At 67.5% G+C, this 19,031-nt stretch carries 15 protein-coding genes; 13 read left to right on the plus strand and 2 right to left on the minus strand.

Annotated elements, in window-relative coordinates:
- Positions 1–72: 72 nt before the first annotated feature.
- A complete protein-coding gene (locus ACTWJ5_RS21320; protein WP_444436490.1) occupies positions 73–894 on the minus strand; it encodes a carbon-nitrogen hydrolase family protein in 822 nt (273 codons plus the stop codon).
- A 194-nt stretch (positions 895–1,088) separates the two neighbouring features.
- Here ACTWJ5_RS21320 and ACTWJ5_RS21325 point away from each other — a divergent pair, with 194 nt between their 5' ends.
- The 4 genes from ACTWJ5_RS21325 to ACTWJ5_RS21340 all read left to right on the plus strand — a co-directional run bounded on the left by ACTWJ5_RS21325 (position 1,089) and on the right by ACTWJ5_RS21340 (position 7,917).
- Complete coding sequence (locus ACTWJ5_RS21325) at positions 1,089–1,874, plus strand: response regulator transcription factor (protein WP_444436491.1); 786 nt, start codon at positions 1,089–1,091, stop codon at positions 1,872–1,874.
- 790 nt (positions 1,875–2,664) lie between these two features.
- Positions 2,665–4,044 carry an L-serine ammonia-lyase gene (locus ACTWJ5_RS21330; protein ID WP_444436492.1) on the plus strand — a complete coding sequence of 460 codons (1,380 nt, stop codon included), beginning with the start codon at positions 2,665–2,667 and terminating at the stop codon, positions 4,042–4,044.
- A 102-nt stretch (positions 4,045–4,146) separates the two neighbouring features.
- Positions 4,147–6,564 carry a glucose/quinate/shikimate family membrane-bound PQQ-dependent dehydrogenase gene (locus tag ACTWJ5_RS21335; protein WP_444436493.1) on the plus strand — a complete coding sequence of 806 codons (2,418 nt, stop codon included), beginning with the start codon at positions 4,147–4,149 and terminating at the stop codon, positions 6,562–6,564.
- Between the two features lie 81 nt (positions 6,565–6,645).
- Positions 6,646–7,917: a carbohydrate porin gene (locus tag ACTWJ5_RS21340; RefSeq protein ID WP_444436494.1), complete on the plus strand. Its 1,272-nt coding sequence runs from the start codon at positions 6,646–6,648 to the stop codon at positions 7,915–7,917.
- Between the two features lie 66 nt (positions 7,918–7,983).
- Here ACTWJ5_RS21340 and ACTWJ5_RS21345 read toward each other — a convergent pair whose 3' ends face one another.
- The gene (locus tag ACTWJ5_RS21345; protein WP_444436495.1) at positions 7,984–8,988 is read right to left on the minus strand and encodes a GntR family transcriptional regulator; all 1,005 of its coding nucleotides are present in this window, start codon (positions 8,986–8,988) and stop codon (positions 7,984–7,986) included.
- Positions 8,989–9,290: 302 nt separating this feature from the next.
- On the opposite strand from ACTWJ5_RS21345, the gene ACTWJ5_RS21350 reads away from it, so the two are divergent.
- The 9 genes from ACTWJ5_RS21350 to ACTWJ5_RS21390 all read left to right on the plus strand — a co-directional run bounded on the left by ACTWJ5_RS21350 (position 9,291) and on the right by ACTWJ5_RS21390 (position 19,011).
- Positions 9,291–10,643, plus strand: a complete 1,353-nt coding sequence (locus tag ACTWJ5_RS21350; protein ID WP_444436496.1) for an amidase — start codon at positions 9,291–9,293, stop codon at positions 10,641–10,643.
- Between the two features lie 79 nt (positions 10,644–10,722).
- On the plus strand, positions 10,723–11,604 hold the full coding sequence (locus ACTWJ5_RS21355; RefSeq protein WP_256511953.1) for a polysaccharide deacetylase family protein: 882 nt from the start codon (positions 10,723–10,725) through the stop codon (positions 11,602–11,604).
- Between the two features lie 25 nt (positions 11,605–11,629).
- Positions 11,630–12,988, plus strand: coding sequence for an MFS transporter (locus ACTWJ5_RS21360; protein ID WP_444436497.1), 1,359 nt, complete (start codon positions 11,630–11,632; stop codon positions 12,986–12,988).
- A 15-nt stretch (positions 12,989–13,003) separates the two neighbouring features.
- A complete protein-coding gene (locus tag ACTWJ5_RS21365) occupies positions 13,004–13,765 on the plus strand; it encodes an SDR family NAD(P)-dependent oxidoreductase (protein ID WP_058070154.1) in 762 nt (253 codons plus the stop codon).
- A gap of 49 nt (positions 13,766–13,814) precedes the next feature.
- A complete protein-coding gene (locus tag ACTWJ5_RS21370; protein ID WP_444436498.1) occupies positions 13,815–14,564 on the plus strand; it encodes an SDR family NAD(P)-dependent oxidoreductase in 750 nt (249 codons plus the stop codon).
- Positions 14,565–14,573: 9 nt separating this feature from the next.
- Positions 14,574–14,873, plus strand: a complete 300-nt coding sequence (locus ACTWJ5_RS21375; RefSeq protein ID WP_444436499.1) for a hypothetical protein — start codon at positions 14,574–14,576, stop codon at positions 14,871–14,873.
- Entirely contained in the window at positions 14,870–15,859 is a 990-nt protein-coding gene (locus tag ACTWJ5_RS21380; RefSeq protein ID WP_116423740.1) for a CobW family GTP-binding protein, read from the plus strand. Before ACTWJ5_RS21375 ends, ACTWJ5_RS21380 begins: the two co-directional genes overlap by 4 nt.
- Positions 15,856–17,037, plus strand: coding sequence for an ABC transporter substrate-binding protein (locus ACTWJ5_RS21385; protein WP_444436500.1), 1,182 nt, complete (start codon positions 15,856–15,858; stop codon positions 17,035–17,037). Before ACTWJ5_RS21380 ends, ACTWJ5_RS21385 begins: the two co-directional genes overlap by 4 nt.
- A 363-nt stretch (positions 17,038–17,400) precedes the next feature.
- Positions 17,401–19,011 carry an FMN-binding glutamate synthase family protein gene (locus tag ACTWJ5_RS21390; protein ID WP_267852303.1) on the plus strand — a complete coding sequence of 537 codons (1,611 nt, stop codon included), beginning with the start codon at positions 17,401–17,403 and terminating at the stop codon, positions 19,009–19,011.
- Positions 19,012–19,031 lie beyond the last annotated feature (20 nt).

A 19,031-nucleotide genomic window follows, 5' to 3' on the forward strand; every position in this document is an offset into this window, starting at 1 on the left:
CGCAGGCGGGAGGCACGCTCCCGCCGGTACTTCTTGGCTGGATCGTTGGCGCGGCCCTGCGCCTTCCGGGGCTCAGCCCGGAATCAGCAGCTCGCGCAGGCCGTCGGCGTGCTCGCGCGTCTCGCCGGGCAGCACGAAGCGGCGCTCGGCGATGTAGCTGTAGTCGCGGCGCGCCTGCTGCAGGCGCGCCAGGTCCAGTTCCACGCGCATCCGGCACTCCTCGCGGCCGGCCTCGCAGAGCAGTTGGCCGAAGGGGTCGACCACCGCGCTGCCGCCGGCGAACACCAGGCCGCCGTCGCCTTCGCCGACGCGGTTCACCATCACCGCGTAGGCCTGGTTCTCCATGGCCCGGCCGGTGATCGCGGTGCGGTGGGTGGGGCCGTAGGGGTCCATGTTGCCGTTGGTCACCAGGATCAGCTCGGCGCCCAGCTGGCCGAGGGCGCGGGCGCTTTCCGGGAACTCGATGTCGAAGCAGATCAGGATGCCCACCCGCACGCCCTTGAACAGCGTGGTGGCGTAGCGGTCGCCGGGGGTGAAGATGCCGCGGTCGGAGGCCCACAGGTGGGTCTTGCGGTACTTCAGGGCGATGCCCTCGGGGGAGACCAGCAGCGTGGTGTTGTAGAAGCGGCCGTCGTCGCCGGCCTCGGCGATGCCCACCACCACGGCGACGTCGCGCTCCCGCGCAACCTGCTGCACGGCGCGCACGCTGGGGCCGTCCAGCGGCTCGGCCAGGCGGGCGACGTTGTCCTCGGTGGGGAAGCCCATCAGCTGGGTCTCGGGGAACACCACCAGGTCGGTATCCGCGGCGCAGGCGCGGATCGCCGCCAGGGTACGCCCGAGGTTGTAGGCGGTGTCGCCGTCGCGGCCGGCCAGTTGGACGAGTTCGACCTTCATTGCAGCTCCTGTCGTTCCTGTTGCGGGCTCGCTCGCCACGCGGAATGGATCAGCCGTCCTGGCGGGAAACATGACCGCCCGGCGCAAAAGGGTCAGAATGCGCGCCGGGCCGGTGCAAGGCATTCACCGAGTATGCAGTTCGCCATCGCGCCCGGGTAATTACGCCCACGTGGTAACCCAACAGGGGTAGAGGCATGAACCTTACGCTGCAGGACATCGCCTGGCACCGCTCGGTCGGGCAGTTGATCGAGACGCTGGACAAGCCCAACTTCTGGCTCGCCCTGGTGCGCCTGCTGAACGAGTATGTGCCTTTCGACAGCTGGGTGGCGCTGCTCTTCAGCAACGGCCGCCCCCAGGTGTTCGCCGAATGCCCGGGCGAGGACGGCGGCCCCGACCCGCTGTTCCAGGACTACCTCAAGGGCCTGTACCTGCTCGACCCCTTCTACATCGCCAGCCGCGAGGCCCCGGGCAGCGGCCTGCTGCGCCTGGCCGACGTGGCCCCGGAATGCTTCGAGCAGACCGACTACTACCAGCGCTACTTCCGCCTCAACGTGGTGGCCGACGAGGTGCAGTTCAACGTGCAGCTCGACGCCGAGCGCACCCTGTGCCTGTCCCTGGGCAGCAAGGGCCGCTTCAACGCCGAACAGGCCGCCCTGCTCGACCTGCTGCGCCCCTGGGTGGCCGGCCTGATGCGCCAGCGCATGGCCTTCGAGCGCGAACTGCTGGAGCAGGCCACCCCACCGGCGCCGCGCTGGCAGAGCCGCCTGGAAGAAACCGTGGAACGCCTGGAAACCCCGCTGACGGCCCGCGAACTGGAAGTGGGCCGGCTGATGCTCAGCGGCTGCTCCAGCAAGGAGATAGCGCGCAAGCTGGCGATCTCGGCGGAGACGGTGAAGGTGCACCGCAAGCACATGTACAGCAAGCTGGGGATCAAGTCGCAGTCGGAGTTGTTTTCGTTGTTTCTGCAGGCGCAGGGGTAAGTAGGGCGCCCCTATGAACTTGCCGGCTGACGCTGCGTTCGGCGTGAAGCGAAACCACGAAGCTCCCTGAAACCCTGTGCAAGGCACTGGATTCCCGCGTTCGCGGGAATGACGAGGGTGGGGTCAGGAGTATCAGGATGACTCCAAACTCCCCACCCACTCCGAACGGCTCCCTCTCCCTCCGGGAGAGGGCTGGGGTGAGGGCAACGGACTTCGCCGACACTCCACTGCCAACCCCGTACGCCGCTCCCCCTCCCTAACCCTCCCCCGCAAGCGGGAGAGGGGACCGTTCGGCGTGAAGCGCAATCACCAAGCTCCCTGAAACCCTGTGCTAGGCACTGGGTTCCCGCGTTCGCGGGAATGACGAGGGTGAGGCCAGGAGTGTCAGGCTAACTCCAAATTCCCTATCCACTCCGAACGGCTCCCTCTCCCTCCGGGAGAGGGCTGGGGTGAGGGCAACGGGACTTCGCCGACACTCCACTGCCAACCCTGCACGCCGCTCCCCCTCCCTAACCCTCCCCCGCAAGCGGGAGAGGGAACCGTTCGGCGTGAAGCGCAATCACCAAGCTCCCTGAAACCCTGTGCAAGGCACTGGGTTCCCGCGTTCGCGGGAATGACGAGGATGGGACCAGCAGTATCAGGATGACTCCAGACTCCCCGGCCACTCAGGACAAGCCCCCTCTCCCTTCAGGGAGAGGGTTGTGGAGAGGGCGCTCTTAACCCCACACACCACAACCCCCGGCAATCCCCCCCAAACAGGTCCATGCTTGAACCCAGGAGGACCACAACCATGACCCTCAGCGTCTTCGACATGTTCAAGCCCGGCGTCGGCCCGTCCAGCTCGCACACCGTCGGCCCCATGCGCGCCACCCGCGAGTTCGTCGAGCGCCTGCGTACGGCCGACCAACTGACCCGCGTGGCGCGCGTCGAGGTCAACCTCTACGGCTCGCTCAGCGCCACCGGCAAGGGCCACGCCACCGACCGTGCCTGCCTGATCGGCCTGCTCGGCATCGACCCGGCGGACGCCGACCCCGCCGCCCTGGCGCCGCTGGTGGACGCCATCTTCGCCGAACACAGCCTGGCCCTGGACGGCGAGCACGTCATCGACTTCAGCCCCGGCCGCGACCTGGTGTTCCACGACGGCAGCCTGCCGGCCCACCCCAACGGCATGCGCCTGCGCGCCCTGGACGCCGCCGGCCACGTGCTGGCCGAGCGCACCTGCTACTCGGTGGGCGGCGGCTTCGTGGTCGACGAGGCCGACTTCAACACCGACCGCGCCCTGCCCGACAACCCCATGCCCTACCCCTTCCACAGCGCCGAGGAACTGCTGCGGCTGTGCCATGCCCACGGCTTCCGGCGCATCAGCGACCTGATGTGGGCGAACGAGCTGAGCCTGCGCAGCGAGGACCAGATCCACGCCGGCCTTGCACACATCTGGGCGGAAATGCAGGCCTGCGTGCGCCGCGGCCTGGAGACCGAGGGCACCCTGCCCGGCGGCCTCAGGGTGCGCCGCCGCGCGCCCATGCTCTACCGCCGGCTGAACGAGGCCGGCAGCGGCAACCTGATCGCCAGCACCCTGGGCGCCATGGACTGGGTCGACCTCTGGGCCCTGGCGGTGAACGAGGAAAACGCCGCCGGCGGCCGCGTGGTCACCGCCCCCACCAACGGCGCGGCCGGCATAGTCCCGGCGGTGCTGCACTACTACGCCCACTACCAGGCCGACGCGCCCATGGACGCCATCGAGCGCTACCTGCTGACCGCTGCCGCCGTCGGCATCCTGTGCAAGCTCAACGCCTCCATCTCCGGCGCCGAGGTGGGCTGCCAGGGCGAGGTCGGCTCGGCCTGCGCCATGGCCGCGGCGGGCCTGGCCGAAGTGCTGGGCGGCAGCCTGGAACAGGTGGAGAACGCCGCCGAAATCGGCCTGGAACACAACCTCGGGCTGACCTGCGACCCGGTCGCAGGACTCGTCCAGGTGCCCTGCATCGAGCGCAACGCCATGGCCTCGCTCAAGGCCATCAACGCAGCCCAACTGGCCCTGCGCGGCGACGGCCAGCACCTGGTGTCGCTGGACAAGGCCATCGACACCCTGCGCGACACCGGCCGCGACATGATGGACAAGTACAAGGAGACGTCGAAGGGCGGCCTGGCGGTGAACGTGATCGCCTGCTGAGCACGACCGCCTGGTCGGAAATCGGACAAAACACCATTAACCATCTAGTTAATTAGCTTGCTAAGGGTATAATTCGCACTCCCACACTGCGAGATTCCCGGCATGAGACAAGCACAGCGCGCCTCTGGCGCCAGCACCTTCATTCTGGTCGGCCTGGGGGTGGTCATCGCCCTCCTCGGCCTCGCCCTGGCCGCCGGCGGCGCCCGCCTGGCCAGCCTGGGCGGTTCCTGGTACTTCCTCATCGGCGGCCTGGCCATGGCCCTGTCCGGCGTCCTGCTGGCGCTGCGCAAGCCGGCCGGCGCCTGGCTGTTCGCCGCCTTCCTGGCGGGCACCGCCCTCTGGGCCCTGGCCGACGCCGGGCTGGCGTTCTGGCCGCTGTTCTCGCGGCTGTTCATGTTCGGCGCCATCGGCCTGGCGGTGGCGCTGATCTACCCCATGCTGGTGCGCGCCTCCGGCGGCGTCGCCGGGCGCGGCGCCTATGGCGTGGCCGCGGTGCTCGCCGTGCTGCTGGCGGTGGCCGCCGGCAACATGTTCGTCGCCCACCCCAGCGTCGCCCCCACAGGCGACGGCCCAGGGCTGACGCCGGTGGACCCGGCCCACGCGCAGAAGGACTGGGCCCACTACGGCAACACCGAGGGCGGCAGCCGCTTCGCCGCGCTGGACCAGATCAACCGCGGCAACGTCGACAAGCTCGAGGTGGCCTGGACCTACCACACCGGTGACGTGGCCGAGAGCGACGGCAACGGCGCCGAGGACCAGCTCACCCCGCTGCAGGTCGGCGACAAGGTGTTCATCTGCACCCCGCACAACGACCTGATCGCGCTGGACGCCGACACCGGCAAGCAGTTGTGGAAGAACCAGATCAACGCGCAGTCCAAGGTCTGGCAGCGCTGCCGCGGCCTGGCCTACTTCGACGCGACCAAGACCGTCGCCCAGCCCACCCAGCCCAACAGCACGCCGGTCACCACCGTCAGCGTGCCGGCCGGCGCCAACTGCCAGCGCCGCCTGCTGACCAACACCATCGACGCCCGCCTGATCGCCGTGGACGCCGACACCGGCGCCTTCTGCCAGGGCTTCGGCAACGACGGCCAGGTGGACCTCAAGGCCGGCCTGGGCGACGTGCCCGACTCCTACTACCAGCTCAGCTCCGCGCCGCTGATGGCCGGCACCACCGTAGTGGTCGGCGGCCGCGTGGCGGACAACGTCCAGACCGACATGCCCGGCGGCGTGATCCGCGGCTTCGACGTCATCAGCGGGCAGATGCGCTGGGCCTTCGACCCAGGCAACCCGCAGGACAAGCAGGCCCCGGCGCCGGGCAGCACCTACGTGCGCAGCACCCCCAACAGCTGGGCGCCGATGTCCTACGACGCGGCGATGAACACCGTGTTCCTGCCCATGGGCAGCTCCTCCACCGACATCTACGGCGTGGAGCGCACGAAGCTCGACCACACCTACGGTGCCTCGATCCTCGCCGTGGACGCCACCACCGGCGCCGAGAAGTGGGTGTTCCAGACCGTGCACAACGACCTCTGGGACTTCGACCTGCCCATGCAGCCGAGCCTGGTGGACTTCCCCGTAGCCGACGGCAAGAGCGTGCCAGCCGTGGTGATCGGCACCAAGGCCGGGCAGATCTACGTGCTCGACCGCGCCACCGGCAAGCCGCTGACCCAGGTCGACGAAGTGCCGGTCAAAGCCGCCAACATCCCCAACGAGCCCTACTCGCCGACGCAGCCGAAGTCTGTAGGCATGCCGCAGATAGGCGCGCAGACCCTCACCGAGTCGGACATGTGGGGCGCCACCCCGTACGACCAGCTGCTGTGCCGCATCGACTTCAAGAAGATGCGCTACGACGGCCTCTACACCGCGCCGGGCACCGACCTCTCGCTGAGCTTCCCCGGCTCCCTGGGCGGCATGAACTGGGGCAGCATCTCCACCGACCCGGTGCACGGCTTCATCTTCGTCAACGACATGCGCCTGGGCCTGTGGGTGCAGATGATCCCCTCGGCCAACAAGGGCCAGGCCGCTTCCGGCGGCGAGTCGCTGAACACCGGCATGGGCGCGGTGCCGCTCAAGGGCACGCCCTACGCGGTGAACAAGAACCGCTTCCTCTCGGTGGCCGGCATCCCCTGCCAGGCGCCGCCCTTCGGCACCCTCAGCGCCATCGACCTGAAGACCCGCAAGGTCGCCTGGCAGGTGCCGGTGGGCACGGTCGAGGACACCGGCCCGCTGGGCATCCGCATGCACCTGCCGATCCCCATCGGCCTGCCGACCCTCGGCGGCACCCTGTCCACCCAGGGCGGCCTGGTGTTCATCGCCGGCACCCAGGACTTCTACCTGCGCGCCTACGACAGCGGCAACGGCAAGGAAATCTGGAAGGCCCGCCTGCCCGTGGGCAGCCAGGGCGGCCCGATGACCTACGTCTCGCCCAGGACCGGCAAGCAGTACATCGTGGTCACCGCCGGCGGCGCCCGCCAGTCGCCGGACCGCGGCGACTACGTGATGGCCTACGCCCTGCCCTGAACCCCGCGCCCGCCACCGGCGGGCGCCTTCCTCCGACGCGGCCCAGAGCCGCGTCTCTCCTAATCCGGTAAGTGTTCCGTCATGCGACTCCCCTCCACCTCCCTGCGCCTGCTGCTGGGCGCCGCCTGCCTCACCCCGTCCCTGGCCCTGGCCGACGACCCGCTCGAACGCTCGACCCTCAGCGGCGACTGGGGCGGCCTGCGCCACGAACTGGACGACCAGGGCATCCGCTTCACCGGCGAATACAGCGGCGAGACCGTGTACAACGCCGACGGCGGCCTCAAGCGCTCGGCGCGCTACTCGCAGAACCTCAAGCTCGGCGTGCGCTTCGACCTGGGCAAGCTCTACGGCCTGGACAACGGCGGCCTGGTGCAACTGACCGTGAACGACCGCCGCGGCAACGACGGCTCCGGCGACCTGGTCGGCAACCGCCTGCCCGTGCAGGAAAACTACGGCGGCCTCTACACCCGCCTCACCGAACTGAGCTACGAGCGCAGCCTGTTCACCCCGGCGCTGGACGTGAAGCTCGGCTACATGGCCATGGGCAACGACCTCGGCGGCCTGGACAGCGGCATCCTCTGCAACTTCATGAACGCCGGCTTCTGCGGCCACCCGCTGAACATGTCCGGCGGCAGCGGCTGGAGCAACTACCCCAACGCCCACCTGGGCGTGCGCCTGAAATACAGCTTCTCGCCGGCCTGGCAACTGCGCGTGGCGGCCTTCAACGTCGACCCCGAGAGCAACGGTAACTCCAGCCGCGCCTGGCACCTCACGCCCAAGCACAGCACCGGCACCGTGGTGCCCGTCGAACTGGTCTACAAGCGCCTCGACGAACTGCCCGGCGAATACAAGCTGGGCTGGTACTACGACAGCTCCGACGCCCAACGCATCGGCAGCGATGAGAAAGTCGCCGGGCGCGGCGGCCACTATCTGCTCGCCGACCAGGCCGTGTGGCACGCGCCGGGTCGCCCGGGGCAGAGCCTGCACCTCTTCGGCCAGGCCTCGGTGGCCAGCTCGGCGGCCTCGCCCTTCAGCAAGTGGTACAGCGCAGGCGTGGTGCTCTACCAGCCCTTCGCCGGCCGCCCACGCGACACCCTCGCCCTGGGCTTCGGCCGCGCCGTGCCCAACCCGCGCAGCCGCGAACTGCAGGAAGACAACGCCCTGGCCAACGGCCAGGCCTACCCCGAGCTGGACAACGCCGAGCGCCTGGTCGAACTGAGCTACGGCTTCCAGGCCACGCCCTGGCTGCTGCTGCGCCCGGACGTGCAATACGTGATCGAACCGGGCGCCTTCTCCGGGCAAAGCATCGACAACGCCCTGGTCTTCGGCCTGCAGGTCAAGGCCACGCTCTGATCCCCGCCGCCGGCCGCCAGCGAACGGCGGCCGGCGCGCCGACAGGCAGCGCTCAGCGCATGGGGATCAAGCCAGGCGTTCGAGGTAGGGCGGAAGCTCCGGCTCGGGCAGGACCGAAAGCACCTTCAGACGCTGAAGCGTACGCTCCCGCGCTCGGCAAAGATGGTCGCGCAGGCACGATGAGGCCGACTCCACGGTCCCGTGGAGCAATGCCTCGAAGACCAGCCGATGCTCCTGCAACATCGCTTCATCGGTACTGGTATGCAGTGCCTCGTGCAGCACCCGGCCCACGTTCATCGGAATCTGGCACTGCCGGATGATCGCCGCCATGCGCGCATTGCGCAGCCCGGCCAGGCAGGTCACGTGCAAATCCTGCTCGATCTGCTCGATGGCGGAACGTTCCACCCGGCTCCCCGCCTCCTGGGCATCGACGATGCGCGCCAGCATCTTTTCGAGCTCATCACGGGTAACGCTCTCGACCCCCTGCCGAAGCGCATCGGGCTCCAGCAGGACGCGTAGTTCGTAGTCCTGAATCACCGCCTGGGCGGTCAGCGGGCCGGCCAGCCATTGGGAATACGGCTCCTTCTCCACCAGCCCGCGGTCCCTGAGCCTCATGAGCGCTTCGCGGACGATGCTGCGACTGACCCCCAACGCCTCGGCCGCACGCTGCTCGTCGATGCGGTAATGGCCGAACACCATGAAGCGAATCACGCAGCTCGCCAGCTCGTCATGGATCCGCTCCCCCAGCGAGCGGTTGTCGATCAGGTCCTCGCGCGGCTCCAGCCCGAGGAGCTTGCGCGTCAAGGGCAGGCGCTGCGGAGCCGTTGCGCTGCCATCGGGGTCGATGAGATACCCGCGCCCGTCGAACCGACGGATCAAGCCCTCCTCGTGCAGGAGGTTGAGTGCCTGCCGCACCGGAACACGGCTGGTGCCGAAAAGCTCGGCCAGGGGCCCTTCGACCAGCACCAGGCCGGGAGCGGCCTGGCCAGCGAGTATCGCCTCGCGCAGCGTGTTCCGGATCATTTCGTAGCGCGACGCCAGGCGCTCTTCGTGCGGGGGGGTAACGGGCATAGCGACTTCCCAAAACGCTTCGATCGACAAGTCTCTCATAGACGACCAGCGGGGCGTGCCGGTCCGAACCGGTAACACTCCCCGTGACACCTCTTGGTGCAGCTGTTACAGGAACACCCATAAATGGATCATTTTCTCATATATACATTATTTCGTTTGAACCACTTCATCGAGAGGTAAAAGCCTCCAAGGGCACCTGCAATGCAATCTACAAGCAGATCGGACGTGAGTCGGCGATGGATTGGCATGAACAGTGCTTTCTTAAATGTACTTATTAAAAACATATACATTTATGGAAACCCATGTTCACTGACGCTCTCTCACTGGCGCAAGGCTTTGCCACCGGCGCCTCAGACCCCGTCACGGCGCTGGACGAGGCGCTCAGCCGCGCCGCCCGGATACCCGAAGCCTTCATCTGCCTGACCGAGGACAGGGCACGCCGTGAAGCCCTGGCCGCCAAGGCGCGCTGGGAAGCGGGTCAACCGCTGTCGCCACTGGATGGGGTGCCGATGGCCTGGAAAGACCTGTTCGATGTCGCCGGATGCGTGACGACGGCGGGCGCCAAGCTTCGCCTGCACTCCCCGGCGGCAGTGGCGGACTCGGCGCTGGTCACCGCCCTGGCCCGCTCGGGGCTGGTCACCGTGGGCAAGACCAATCTCAGCGAACTGGCCTATTCCGGGCTTGGCCTGAACCCTCACTTCGGCACCCCTGCCAATAGCCATTTCAAAGGCGAAGCCAGAGTCCCCGGCGGTTCATCCTCCGGCTCCGCGATCGCCGTGGCGGCCGGTGTAGTGCCACTGGCCATGGCGACCGATACCGCCGGCTCGATCCGCATTCCAGCAGCTTTCAATGGCCTGGTCGGCTACCGCGGCAGCCGGCAGCGCTATTCGTTCGACGGCGTATTCCCTCTCGCGCGCTCGCTGGACGCCCTGGGGCCCATCGCGAGGAGCGTTCGCGACCTGATCGTCATGGATCGGCTCATGCACGCAGACATTGCCTCGAACCGACCCGTCTCGGGGCTGCCCCTGGCGGGGATACGCCTGCGGGTCGACCCGCAGCTTCTCGGCGACGCCCGCCTGCAGGCGGCTGTCACGGGCAATCTCCTGGCCGCCCTGAAACGCCTGGCCGAGGCCGGAGCCGTGATCGAGGAGCAGCCCCTGGCAGCCTTCCAGGAGGCCCTGCAGCTCGTGGAAAGCAGCGGCTGGCTGGGTAGCGCCGAAGCCTTCACCTTGCATCAGGCGTTGCTCGACAGCCCCGATGCCGAACACCTCGATCCCCGCGTGCGCAAGCGCCTGGAAGCGGCCCGGCAGTTCCCGGCAAGCACGCAGATCCGCCTGTACCAGGCCGCGGAACGCTTGCAGCGACAACTGGCGCTCGAGCTTGACGGCGCCTTGCTGATCACCCCCACGGTGGCCCACGTCGCACCGGCCCTCGCGCCCCTGGAAAGCGACGACGACCTCTTCGCGCGGACCAACCTGGCCACGCTGCGCCTGACCATGCCCGGAAGCATGCTCGACATGCCGGGCGTGGCCCTGCCCAGCGGCGTCGACGAGAACGGCCTGCCCACCAGCCTGCTGGTCGCCGGCCCCAGTGGCAGCGACGAACGCCTGCTGCGCGCCGCCCTTTCGATCAAACAGGCCCTGAGCCGGGCCTGACGCCCCGACAACCCCTTGCGGGGCAAGGGCCCGGCCTTGCCCCCGCGGTATCTGCTTCCGGGCAACAGAGGACTCAACGATGGCAAAAGAAATATTCGTCTGCCTCGGCGTCGATGTGGATGCGGTGGCCGGCTGGCTTGGCTCCTACGGCGGCGAGGATTCCCCGGACGACATCTCGCGCGGCCTGTTCGCCGGCGAGGTGGGTTCGCTGCGCCTGCTCGACCTGTTCCGGAAGTACGACCTGCGCACCACCTGGTTCATCCCCGGGCACTCCGTCGAGACCTTCCCGGAACAGATGAAAGCGGTGGTCGACGCCGGCCACGAGATCGGCATTCATGGCTACAGCCATGAGAACCCCATCGCCATGACCCCCGAGCAGGAGGAAATCGTCCTCGACAAGTCCATCGAGCTGATCACCGCGCTGGCGGGCAAGCGGCCCACCGGCTACGTCGCGCCCTGGTGGGAGTTCAGCAACGTGACCAACGAACTGCTGCTCAAGAAGGGCATCAAGTACGACCACAGCCTGATGCACAACGATTTCCACCCCTATTACGTACGGGTGAAGGACAGCTGGACGCGGATCGACTACAGCGCCCACCCGGACACCTGGATGAAGCCCCTGGTCCGCGGCGAGGAAACCGACCTGGTGGAGATTCCGGCGAACTGGTACCTCGACGACCTGCCACCGATGATGTTCATCAAGAAGTCGCCGAACAGCCACGGCTTCGTCAACCCCCGCCACCTGGAAGAGATGTGGCGCGACCAGTTCGACTGGGTCTACCGCGAGCTGGACTATGCGGTCTTCCCCATCACCATCCACCCCGACGTGTCCGGACGCCCCCAGGTGCTGCTCATGCTGGAGCGCCTCATCGAGCACATGCAGGGCCATGAAGGCGTGCGATTCGTGACCATGGACGAGATCGCCGACGATTTCCTGCGTCGCCAGCCGCGCAAGCGCTGACCCTCAACAACAAGAGAATGCCGACATGACCTCCACGCACGCCGCAACCACGACGCAAGTTACCGAGCCAGACGCCTGGAAACCCGTTCAGCTGGAATCCAGGGACGTCACCTATGCCACCTGGATCGCCTTCTTCGCCTGGGTTTTCGCCGTCTACGACTTCATCCTGTTCGGCACGCTGCTGCCGGTCATGGGTGGGCACTTCGACTGGAACGAAACCCAGCAGGCCGAGATCGCGACCTGGGTCGCCATCGGTGGCGCCGTCGTCGCCTTCGCCATCGGCCCGGTCGTCGATCGCATCGGGCGGCGCGGGGGCATCATGCTCACCATCGGCGGAACCGCACTGTGCTCCGCGTTGACGGCAGTGTGCGCCGGCCTGGGCAAGGCGCCCCTGGTCCTGGTCCGCTCGGTGGCAGGGCTCGGCTACGCCGAGGAAGGCGTCAACGCAACCTACCTGACCGAGGTGTACGCCGCCTCTACCGATCCCCGCCTGGTCAAGCGCCGCGGCTTCATCTACAGCCTCGTGCAGAGCGGTTGGCCGGTGGGCGCGCTGATAGCCGCCGGCCTCACCGCCTTGCTGCTTCCGCATATCGGCTGGCAGGGCTGCTTCGTCTTCGCGGCGGTTCCCGCCTTCGTGATCGCCGTGCTGGCCCGCAAGCTCAAGGAAAGCCCCCAGTTCCAGGTCCATCAGCGCATCGTCCAGCTGCGCAAGGCCGGCCAGGACGCCGACGCCCGCGCCCTGGCCCGCGAGTACGACGTGGACTATGACGAGCACGCCAAGGCTGGCGTGGCCGCGGCCTTCCGCGGCGCTGCGCTGCGTCCCACCCTGGTGCTGAGCCTGGCGATCCTGCTGAACTGGTCCGCGATCCAGGTGTTCAGCGTGCTCGGCACTTCGGTGATCGTCAGCGTGCACAAGCTGTCGTTCGAGAACTCGCTGTGGATCCTCGTGCTTTCCAACCTGGTCGGCTTCATCGGTTACCTGTTCCATGGCTGGCTCGGTGACCGCATCGGCCGCCGCAACACCGTGGCCGTCGGCTGGATGTGCGGAGGCCTGGCCTTCTTCGCCATGCTCCAGGCGCCGAGCGAACTGACGACCGTAGTCTCGCTGTACAGCCTGGGCCTGTTCTTCCTGACCGGCCCCTACTCGGCAATGCTGTTCTTCATGGGCGAGAGCTTCCCGACGAGCATCCGCGCCACGGGCGGTGCGATCGTCCATGCCATGGGGCCGATCGGCGCGATAGTCGCCGGTCTGGGCATCACCAGCGTGCTGGCCAGCGGCGGCCAGTGGCACGCTGCGGCGCTGTGGTTCGGCGCCCTACCCTGCTTCCTCTCCGGGCTGGTGATGTTCGCAGCCCGCCACGTCGACCCCACCAGCGTCAAGTAACCAGGAGCCTCCGACATGTCTCGACCCGTCGCATTGATCACCGGCGCCGCCAGCGGAATCGGCCAGGCCCTGGCCGTGGCCTACGCCACGCACGGCGTGCGCGTCGCCGGTGGCTACTTCCCCGGCGATCCCCACGACCCCACCCGCACCCGCCACCTGGTGGAGGAAGCTGGAGGCGAATGCCTGATGCTGCCCACCGATGTCACGGACAGCGCCTCCCTGGATGCGCTCGCGGCTGCCGCCATGGAGCGTTTCGGGCGACTCGACTACGCCGTGGCCAACGCCGGACTGCTGCGACGCGCGCCTCTGCTGGAGATGTCCGACGAGCGCTGGAACGAGATGCTCGACGTGGACCTGAGCGGCGTCATGCGGACCTTCCGCAGCGCGGTTCGGCACATGGACGAAGGCGGCGCCCTGGTGGCCATCTCCTCCATCGCCGGTGGCGTCTACGGCTGGCAGGAGCATGCCCACTATGCGGCGGCCAAGGCGGGCGTACCCGGCCTGTGCCGCTCGCTGGCCGTGGAGCTGGCGCCCAGGGGCATTCGCTGCAACGCGGTGATTCCCGGGCTGATCGAAACGCCGCAGTCGCTCGATGCGAAGAACTCCCTGGGCCCCGAGGGCCTGGCGAAGGCGGCCGCAGCCATTCCACTGGGCCGAGTGGGCCGTGCCAGCGAAGTCGCGGACCTCGTGCGTTACCTGACCAGCCCCCAGGCCAGCTACATCACCGGGCAGAGCATCATCATCGATGGTGGCCTGACCGTTCGCTGGCCCGATTGATATCGAACCGCCGCGCGGGATAGCCCGCGCGGCTTCCTGGGAGATACACATGAAACATCTGCAGAATCGGCGTGCGGTGATCACCGGGGCAGCGAGCGGAATCGGTGCGGCCATCGCCCACGCCTATGCCGACGCCGGCGCGCGCCTGCTGCTATGCGACCGTGACGCCAGGCGCTTGGCGACCACGGTCGAAGAATGCCGCGCCCGTGGAGCACAGGTGCAGGCGTGCGTGGCCGACGTCGGCACCCGCGAGGGTGCGCAGGCCGGCGTCGATGCCTGCCTGGAGGCCTTCGGCGGCATCGACATCCTGGTGAACAATGCCGGCATGCTGACCCAGGCCCCCTGCGTCGAGCTGACCTACGAGATGTGGGAAGAAATGCTGCGCGTTGACCTGACCAGCGTCTTCGTCGCCAGCCAGCGCGCCTTGCCGCACATGCTCGCCCAAGGCTGGGGACGCATCATCAACATCGCCTCGCAGCTGGGTATCAAGGGCGGCGCGGAACTGGCGCACTACGCCGCGGCCAAGGCCGGGGTGATCGGCTTCAGCAAATCCCTGGCGCTGGAGGTCAGCAAGCACAACGTCCTGGTCAATGCCATCGCGCCCGGCCCCATCGAAACGCCCCTGGTGGACGGGATCAGCCAGGCGTGGAAGACCGCCAAGGCCAAGGAGCTTCCCCTGGGGCGTTTCGGCAGGGCCGACGAAGTCGCCCCCATCGCCGTGCTGCTGGCATCCGAGCCCGGCGGCAACCTCTTCGTCGGCCAGACTCTCGGCCCGAACGCCGGCGACGTGATGCCTTGAGGTGAAAAGATGTGCGGACTCTGTGGTCTTCTTGGGGAAGATGTGCACTGGAGCGACCCGCTGGGGAGTACCCTGCCCCGCCGGCGCGAGCGCCTGCGGCGGATCGCTGCCATCAATCAGGTGATCGCACCGTTCCGCCTGCGGGTCAGTGACGTCCAGGGCACCTCCTACCTCGTGCAAGGGCCGACCGGAAAACAGGCGCTCGCCAATGGCCTGGAGGAGCTCTGGCAGGTGGCCGAGGAGGTGCTTGGCAGCAAGCTCGACCCCCTCGACCCGCGCGTGCTCGACCACCTGGAGGCCCGCCCATGAGCCTGCCGATCAATGTCGTCACGGGGTTCCTCGGCAGCGGCAAGACCACCTTGCTCAAGCGTCTGCTGGCTGGCGAGGCACTCGGGGAGACGGCATTGCTGATCAATGAATTCGGCGAGGTCGGAATCGACGACCTGCTGGTCGAGGAAATAGCGCCCGGTACGCTGCTGCTGCCCGGCGGCTGCGTCTGCTGCTCGGTACGTGGCGACCTGAAGCAGGCGCTGCTCGACCTGCATGCAAAGCGCAGCCGTGGCGACATACCAGCCTTTCGCCGAGTGTTGCTGGAAACCACAGGACTGGCGGACCCCGGTCCGATCCTGAGCACCGTGCACCGGGACCCGCAGTTGCGTGGCCGCTTTCATCTCGGGTTGCTGGCCACCGTCGTCGATGCGCAGCACGCGCAAATGCAGGAGCGGCTTCATCCGGAATGGCTCGGGCAGGTCACCGCCGCCGACAGACTCCTGGTGAGCAAGAGCGAACTTGTCGCCCCGCAAGCGCTGGCGCAACTTCTGCGGCGTCTCGGGCAACTGAACCCCACGGCCTCGCTGGCACTGACCGATGCGGTAGCCAACGGAGACGAATTGCTCCTCGGCGAAGGGCTCAAGGGCGAGGCCGCGGATGCCGAAGTCGCCCGCTGGCAACTGTTCGCCCCGCTGGCGCAAACCCGCCATGGCAGCGCCAGTGTCTGTTGCCTGGAGTTCGAAGGCTCGCTCGACTGGATGGCTTTCGGAGTCTGGCTGTCCATGCTGCTAAGATGCCACGGCGAGCGGATTCTCCGAGTCAAAGGCATTCTCGACGTGATCGACTCCCCCCAGCCCATCGTCATCCATGGCGTGCAGCACTGCCTGTACGCGCCGGTCCACCTGGCGGACTGGCCTGCCGGCCCCCGCCGGTCACGCCTGGTATTCATCGTCCGCGACCTCGATACCCAGCCACTGCGCCGGTCCTTCGAAGCCTTCCTGAAACGCCTGGGACGGGCGGCATGAGCAAGCCCGTCACCCTGCGCGTACTCGGCACCTCGGTCACGCTGCTGGAGCCTATTCGCCTGCGCGCCGAAGAAGAGCTGGGCATCCGCCTGGAATACCGGATCCACGACACCCAGACGGCGCAGCGCATCGCCGTGATGCAACCGGAAAGCTACGACCTCTACGATCAATGGTTCCACAACATCGACTTCGTCTGGCCCGCGCGCGCGATCCAGCCCATCGAGACGCGTCGCGTCGCACTGTGGGAGGAAATCAACGACCTGCCCAAGCGTGGCCGGCTGCACCAGGAAGATCGCCTGGCGAGCGGCAGCCTGCCTTGTGACCGCCTGTTCGTCCAACGCGATGGAAGCCTGGCCAGCCGCCCCACCGAACTGATCAGCATGCTGCCCCTGACGCATAACGCCGACAGCTTCGCCTATCGGCCAGAGCGGCTGCCCGCCAGCCTGGCCGGACAGGAGGAAAGCTGGTCGTGGCTGCTCGACGAGGGATGGTGCGGGCACATCGCCTTGCAGAGCGATGCCGCCATCGGCGCGTTGGACGCGGCCGTGGCGGTCCAGGCCAAGGGGCTGGCGCACTTCGAAAACATCGGCAATCTGCGCCTGGAAGAGATCGATCAACTGGCCGCCGTGCTCATCAGGCTGCAACGCCACGGGCACTTCGCCGCCTTCTGGTCGGACGACCACGAGGCCGGCGAACTCATGCTGGGCCCGGACGTCCACATCCAGAGCCTGTGGTCGCCGACACTGATGCAACTGCACCGGGCCGGCGTGAAATACCGCCTGGCGATCCCCAGGGAGGGCTACCGCGCCTGGTTCGGCGGCCTCTCCCTCTCGCGCTGCGTGGAAGGCCGGGTGAAGGATGCCGCATACGCCTATCTCAACTGGTGGCTTGCGGGCTGGCCTGGCGCGTTGATGGCAAGGCAGGGCTTCTACATTTCCAACCCGCCGCGTGCCCGTGACCACCTGTCTGCGGCGGAATGGGACTACTGGTACGAAGGCAAGCCCGCCACCGAACAGCTACCCGGCAGCGACGGAGCCCCCCTCATCGAACCCGGCGAGGTACGCGAAGGCGGCTCATATGCCCAGCGAATGGGGCATATCGGCGTGTGGAACTCCGTCATGGACGAACACAATTACCTGGTGCGCAAGTGGACGGACTTGCTTCGCGCAGGGCGTTGACCCCCTCCCCCGCAACCACGCCTAAATCCCAATCCAGGCCATGCGGCTCGCCTCGATGACACCTCAGCCGGGCTCATTGGCAAATGCGAGTCTCATGGGCGGAGCCTTTCCGCCCCCATAATTGCAGTTCGCGGCACAAGCTTTCTCAGCGACAGAAAATATCGTTAGCTTGCTTTCTTTTTTCCCCGCTTCGGGCTAAGTTCGGCCTCGCAAGCCTTCCACACCATAAGAATCCGCCCGCAACGCCCAGCCCATTGACCTTCGCCCGAGCACAGCGGCGCAACGCCTGCCATGCTCAATGGCGGTCCGCTGCGCCATGCCGGCAGCCCACCCCCGTGATCAAGCCCGACGACTGGAGATTCCATGAACCTGTCGCTGCTAAGCCGTTACGCCTTCTTCGCCGCTTGTGTGCTCTTCACCCTGTTCAGCCTGCCTTTCCTCGGGCACGACTGGGTCTGGCCCTTCACCCTGGTGACCCTCGCCCTCAGCCTGCTGGGCGTGTTCGACCTGCTGCAGGCGCCCCACGCCGTAAGGCGCAACTACCCCATCCTCGGCAACATCCGCTACCTGGTCGAAGGCATCCGCCCGGAAATCCGCCAGTACCTGCTCGAAGGCGACCGCGAGGCCCTGCCCTTCTCCCGTGCCCAGCGCGGCCTGGTGTACGCCCGCGCCAAGCAGGAAACCGCCGACAAGCCCTTCGGCACCCTCATCGACGTCTACGAATCCGGCTTCGAATTCATCGCCCACTCCATCCGCCCGGCGCCGCTGGCCGACCCCAGCACCTTCCGCGTGACGGTCGGCGGGCCCGAGTGCAAGCAGCCCTACTCCATCTCGGTGTTCAACATCTCCGCCATGAGCTTCGGCGCCCTCAGCGCCAACGCCATCCGCGCGCTGAACAAGGGCGCGCGCATGGGCAACTTCATCCACGACACCGGCGAAGGCAGCATCAGCCCCTACCACCGCGAGTACGGCGGCGACCTGACCTGGGAACTGGGCAGCGGCTACTTCGGCTGCCGTGGCGACGACGGCCGCTTCGATGCCGAGCGCTTCGCCGCCCAGGCCGCCAGCCCGCAGGTGAAGATGATCGAAATCAAGCTCAGCCAGGGCGCCAAGCCCGGCCACGGCGGCATCCTGCCCAAGCACAAGGTCACCGCCGAGATCGCCTCCACCCGCGGCGTACCCATGGGCCAGGACTGCATTTCGCCCTCCAGCCACAGCGAATTCAGCACGCCCAGGGAACTGCTCGACTTCATCACCCGCCTGCGCGAACTCTCCGGCGGCAAGCCGGTGGGCTTCAAGCTGTGCATCGGCCACCCCTGGGAATTCATGGGCATCGCCAAGGCCATGCACGAAACCGGCATCCTCCCCGACTTCATCGTGGTCGACGGCAAGGAAGGCGGCACCGGCGCCGCCCCGGTGGAATTCGTCGACCACATGGGCCTGCCGATGCGCGAAGGCCTGCTATTCGTGCACAACACCCTGGTCGGCCTGAACCTGCGCGACAAGATCCGCGTCGGCGCCAGCGGCAAGGTGGTCAGCGCCTTCGACATCGCCAGCGTACTGGCCATGGGCGCCGACTGGGCCAACTCCGCCCGCGGCTTCATGTTCGCCATCGGCTGCATCCAGAGCCAGAGCTGCCACACCAACAAATGCCCCACCGGCGTGGCCACTCAGGACCCGCTGCGGCAACGCGCCCTGGTAGTGCCGGACAAGGCCGAGCGCGTCTACAACTTCCACCGCAACACCCTGAAAGCCCTGGCCGAAATGCTCGCCGCCGCCGGCCTGCGCCACCCCTCGGAAGTGGAAGCCAAACACCTGGTGCGCCGAGTGTCGTCCAGCGAAATCCGCCTGTTCGCCCACCTGCACTACTTCCTCAAGCCGGGCGAACTGCTCAGCGGCAATATCGAAGGGGAGTTCTACGAGCGGATGTGGCGCATGGCGCGCAGTGACAGCTTTGAGGCTAATGGGGCCTGATCTTGAGGGGATCAGCAGAG

Source organism: Pseudomonas sp. A6 (assembly GCF_052367875.1).
GTDB lineage: Bacteria > Pseudomonadota > Gammaproteobacteria > Pseudomonadales > Pseudomonadaceae > Pseudomonas > Pseudomonas citronellolis.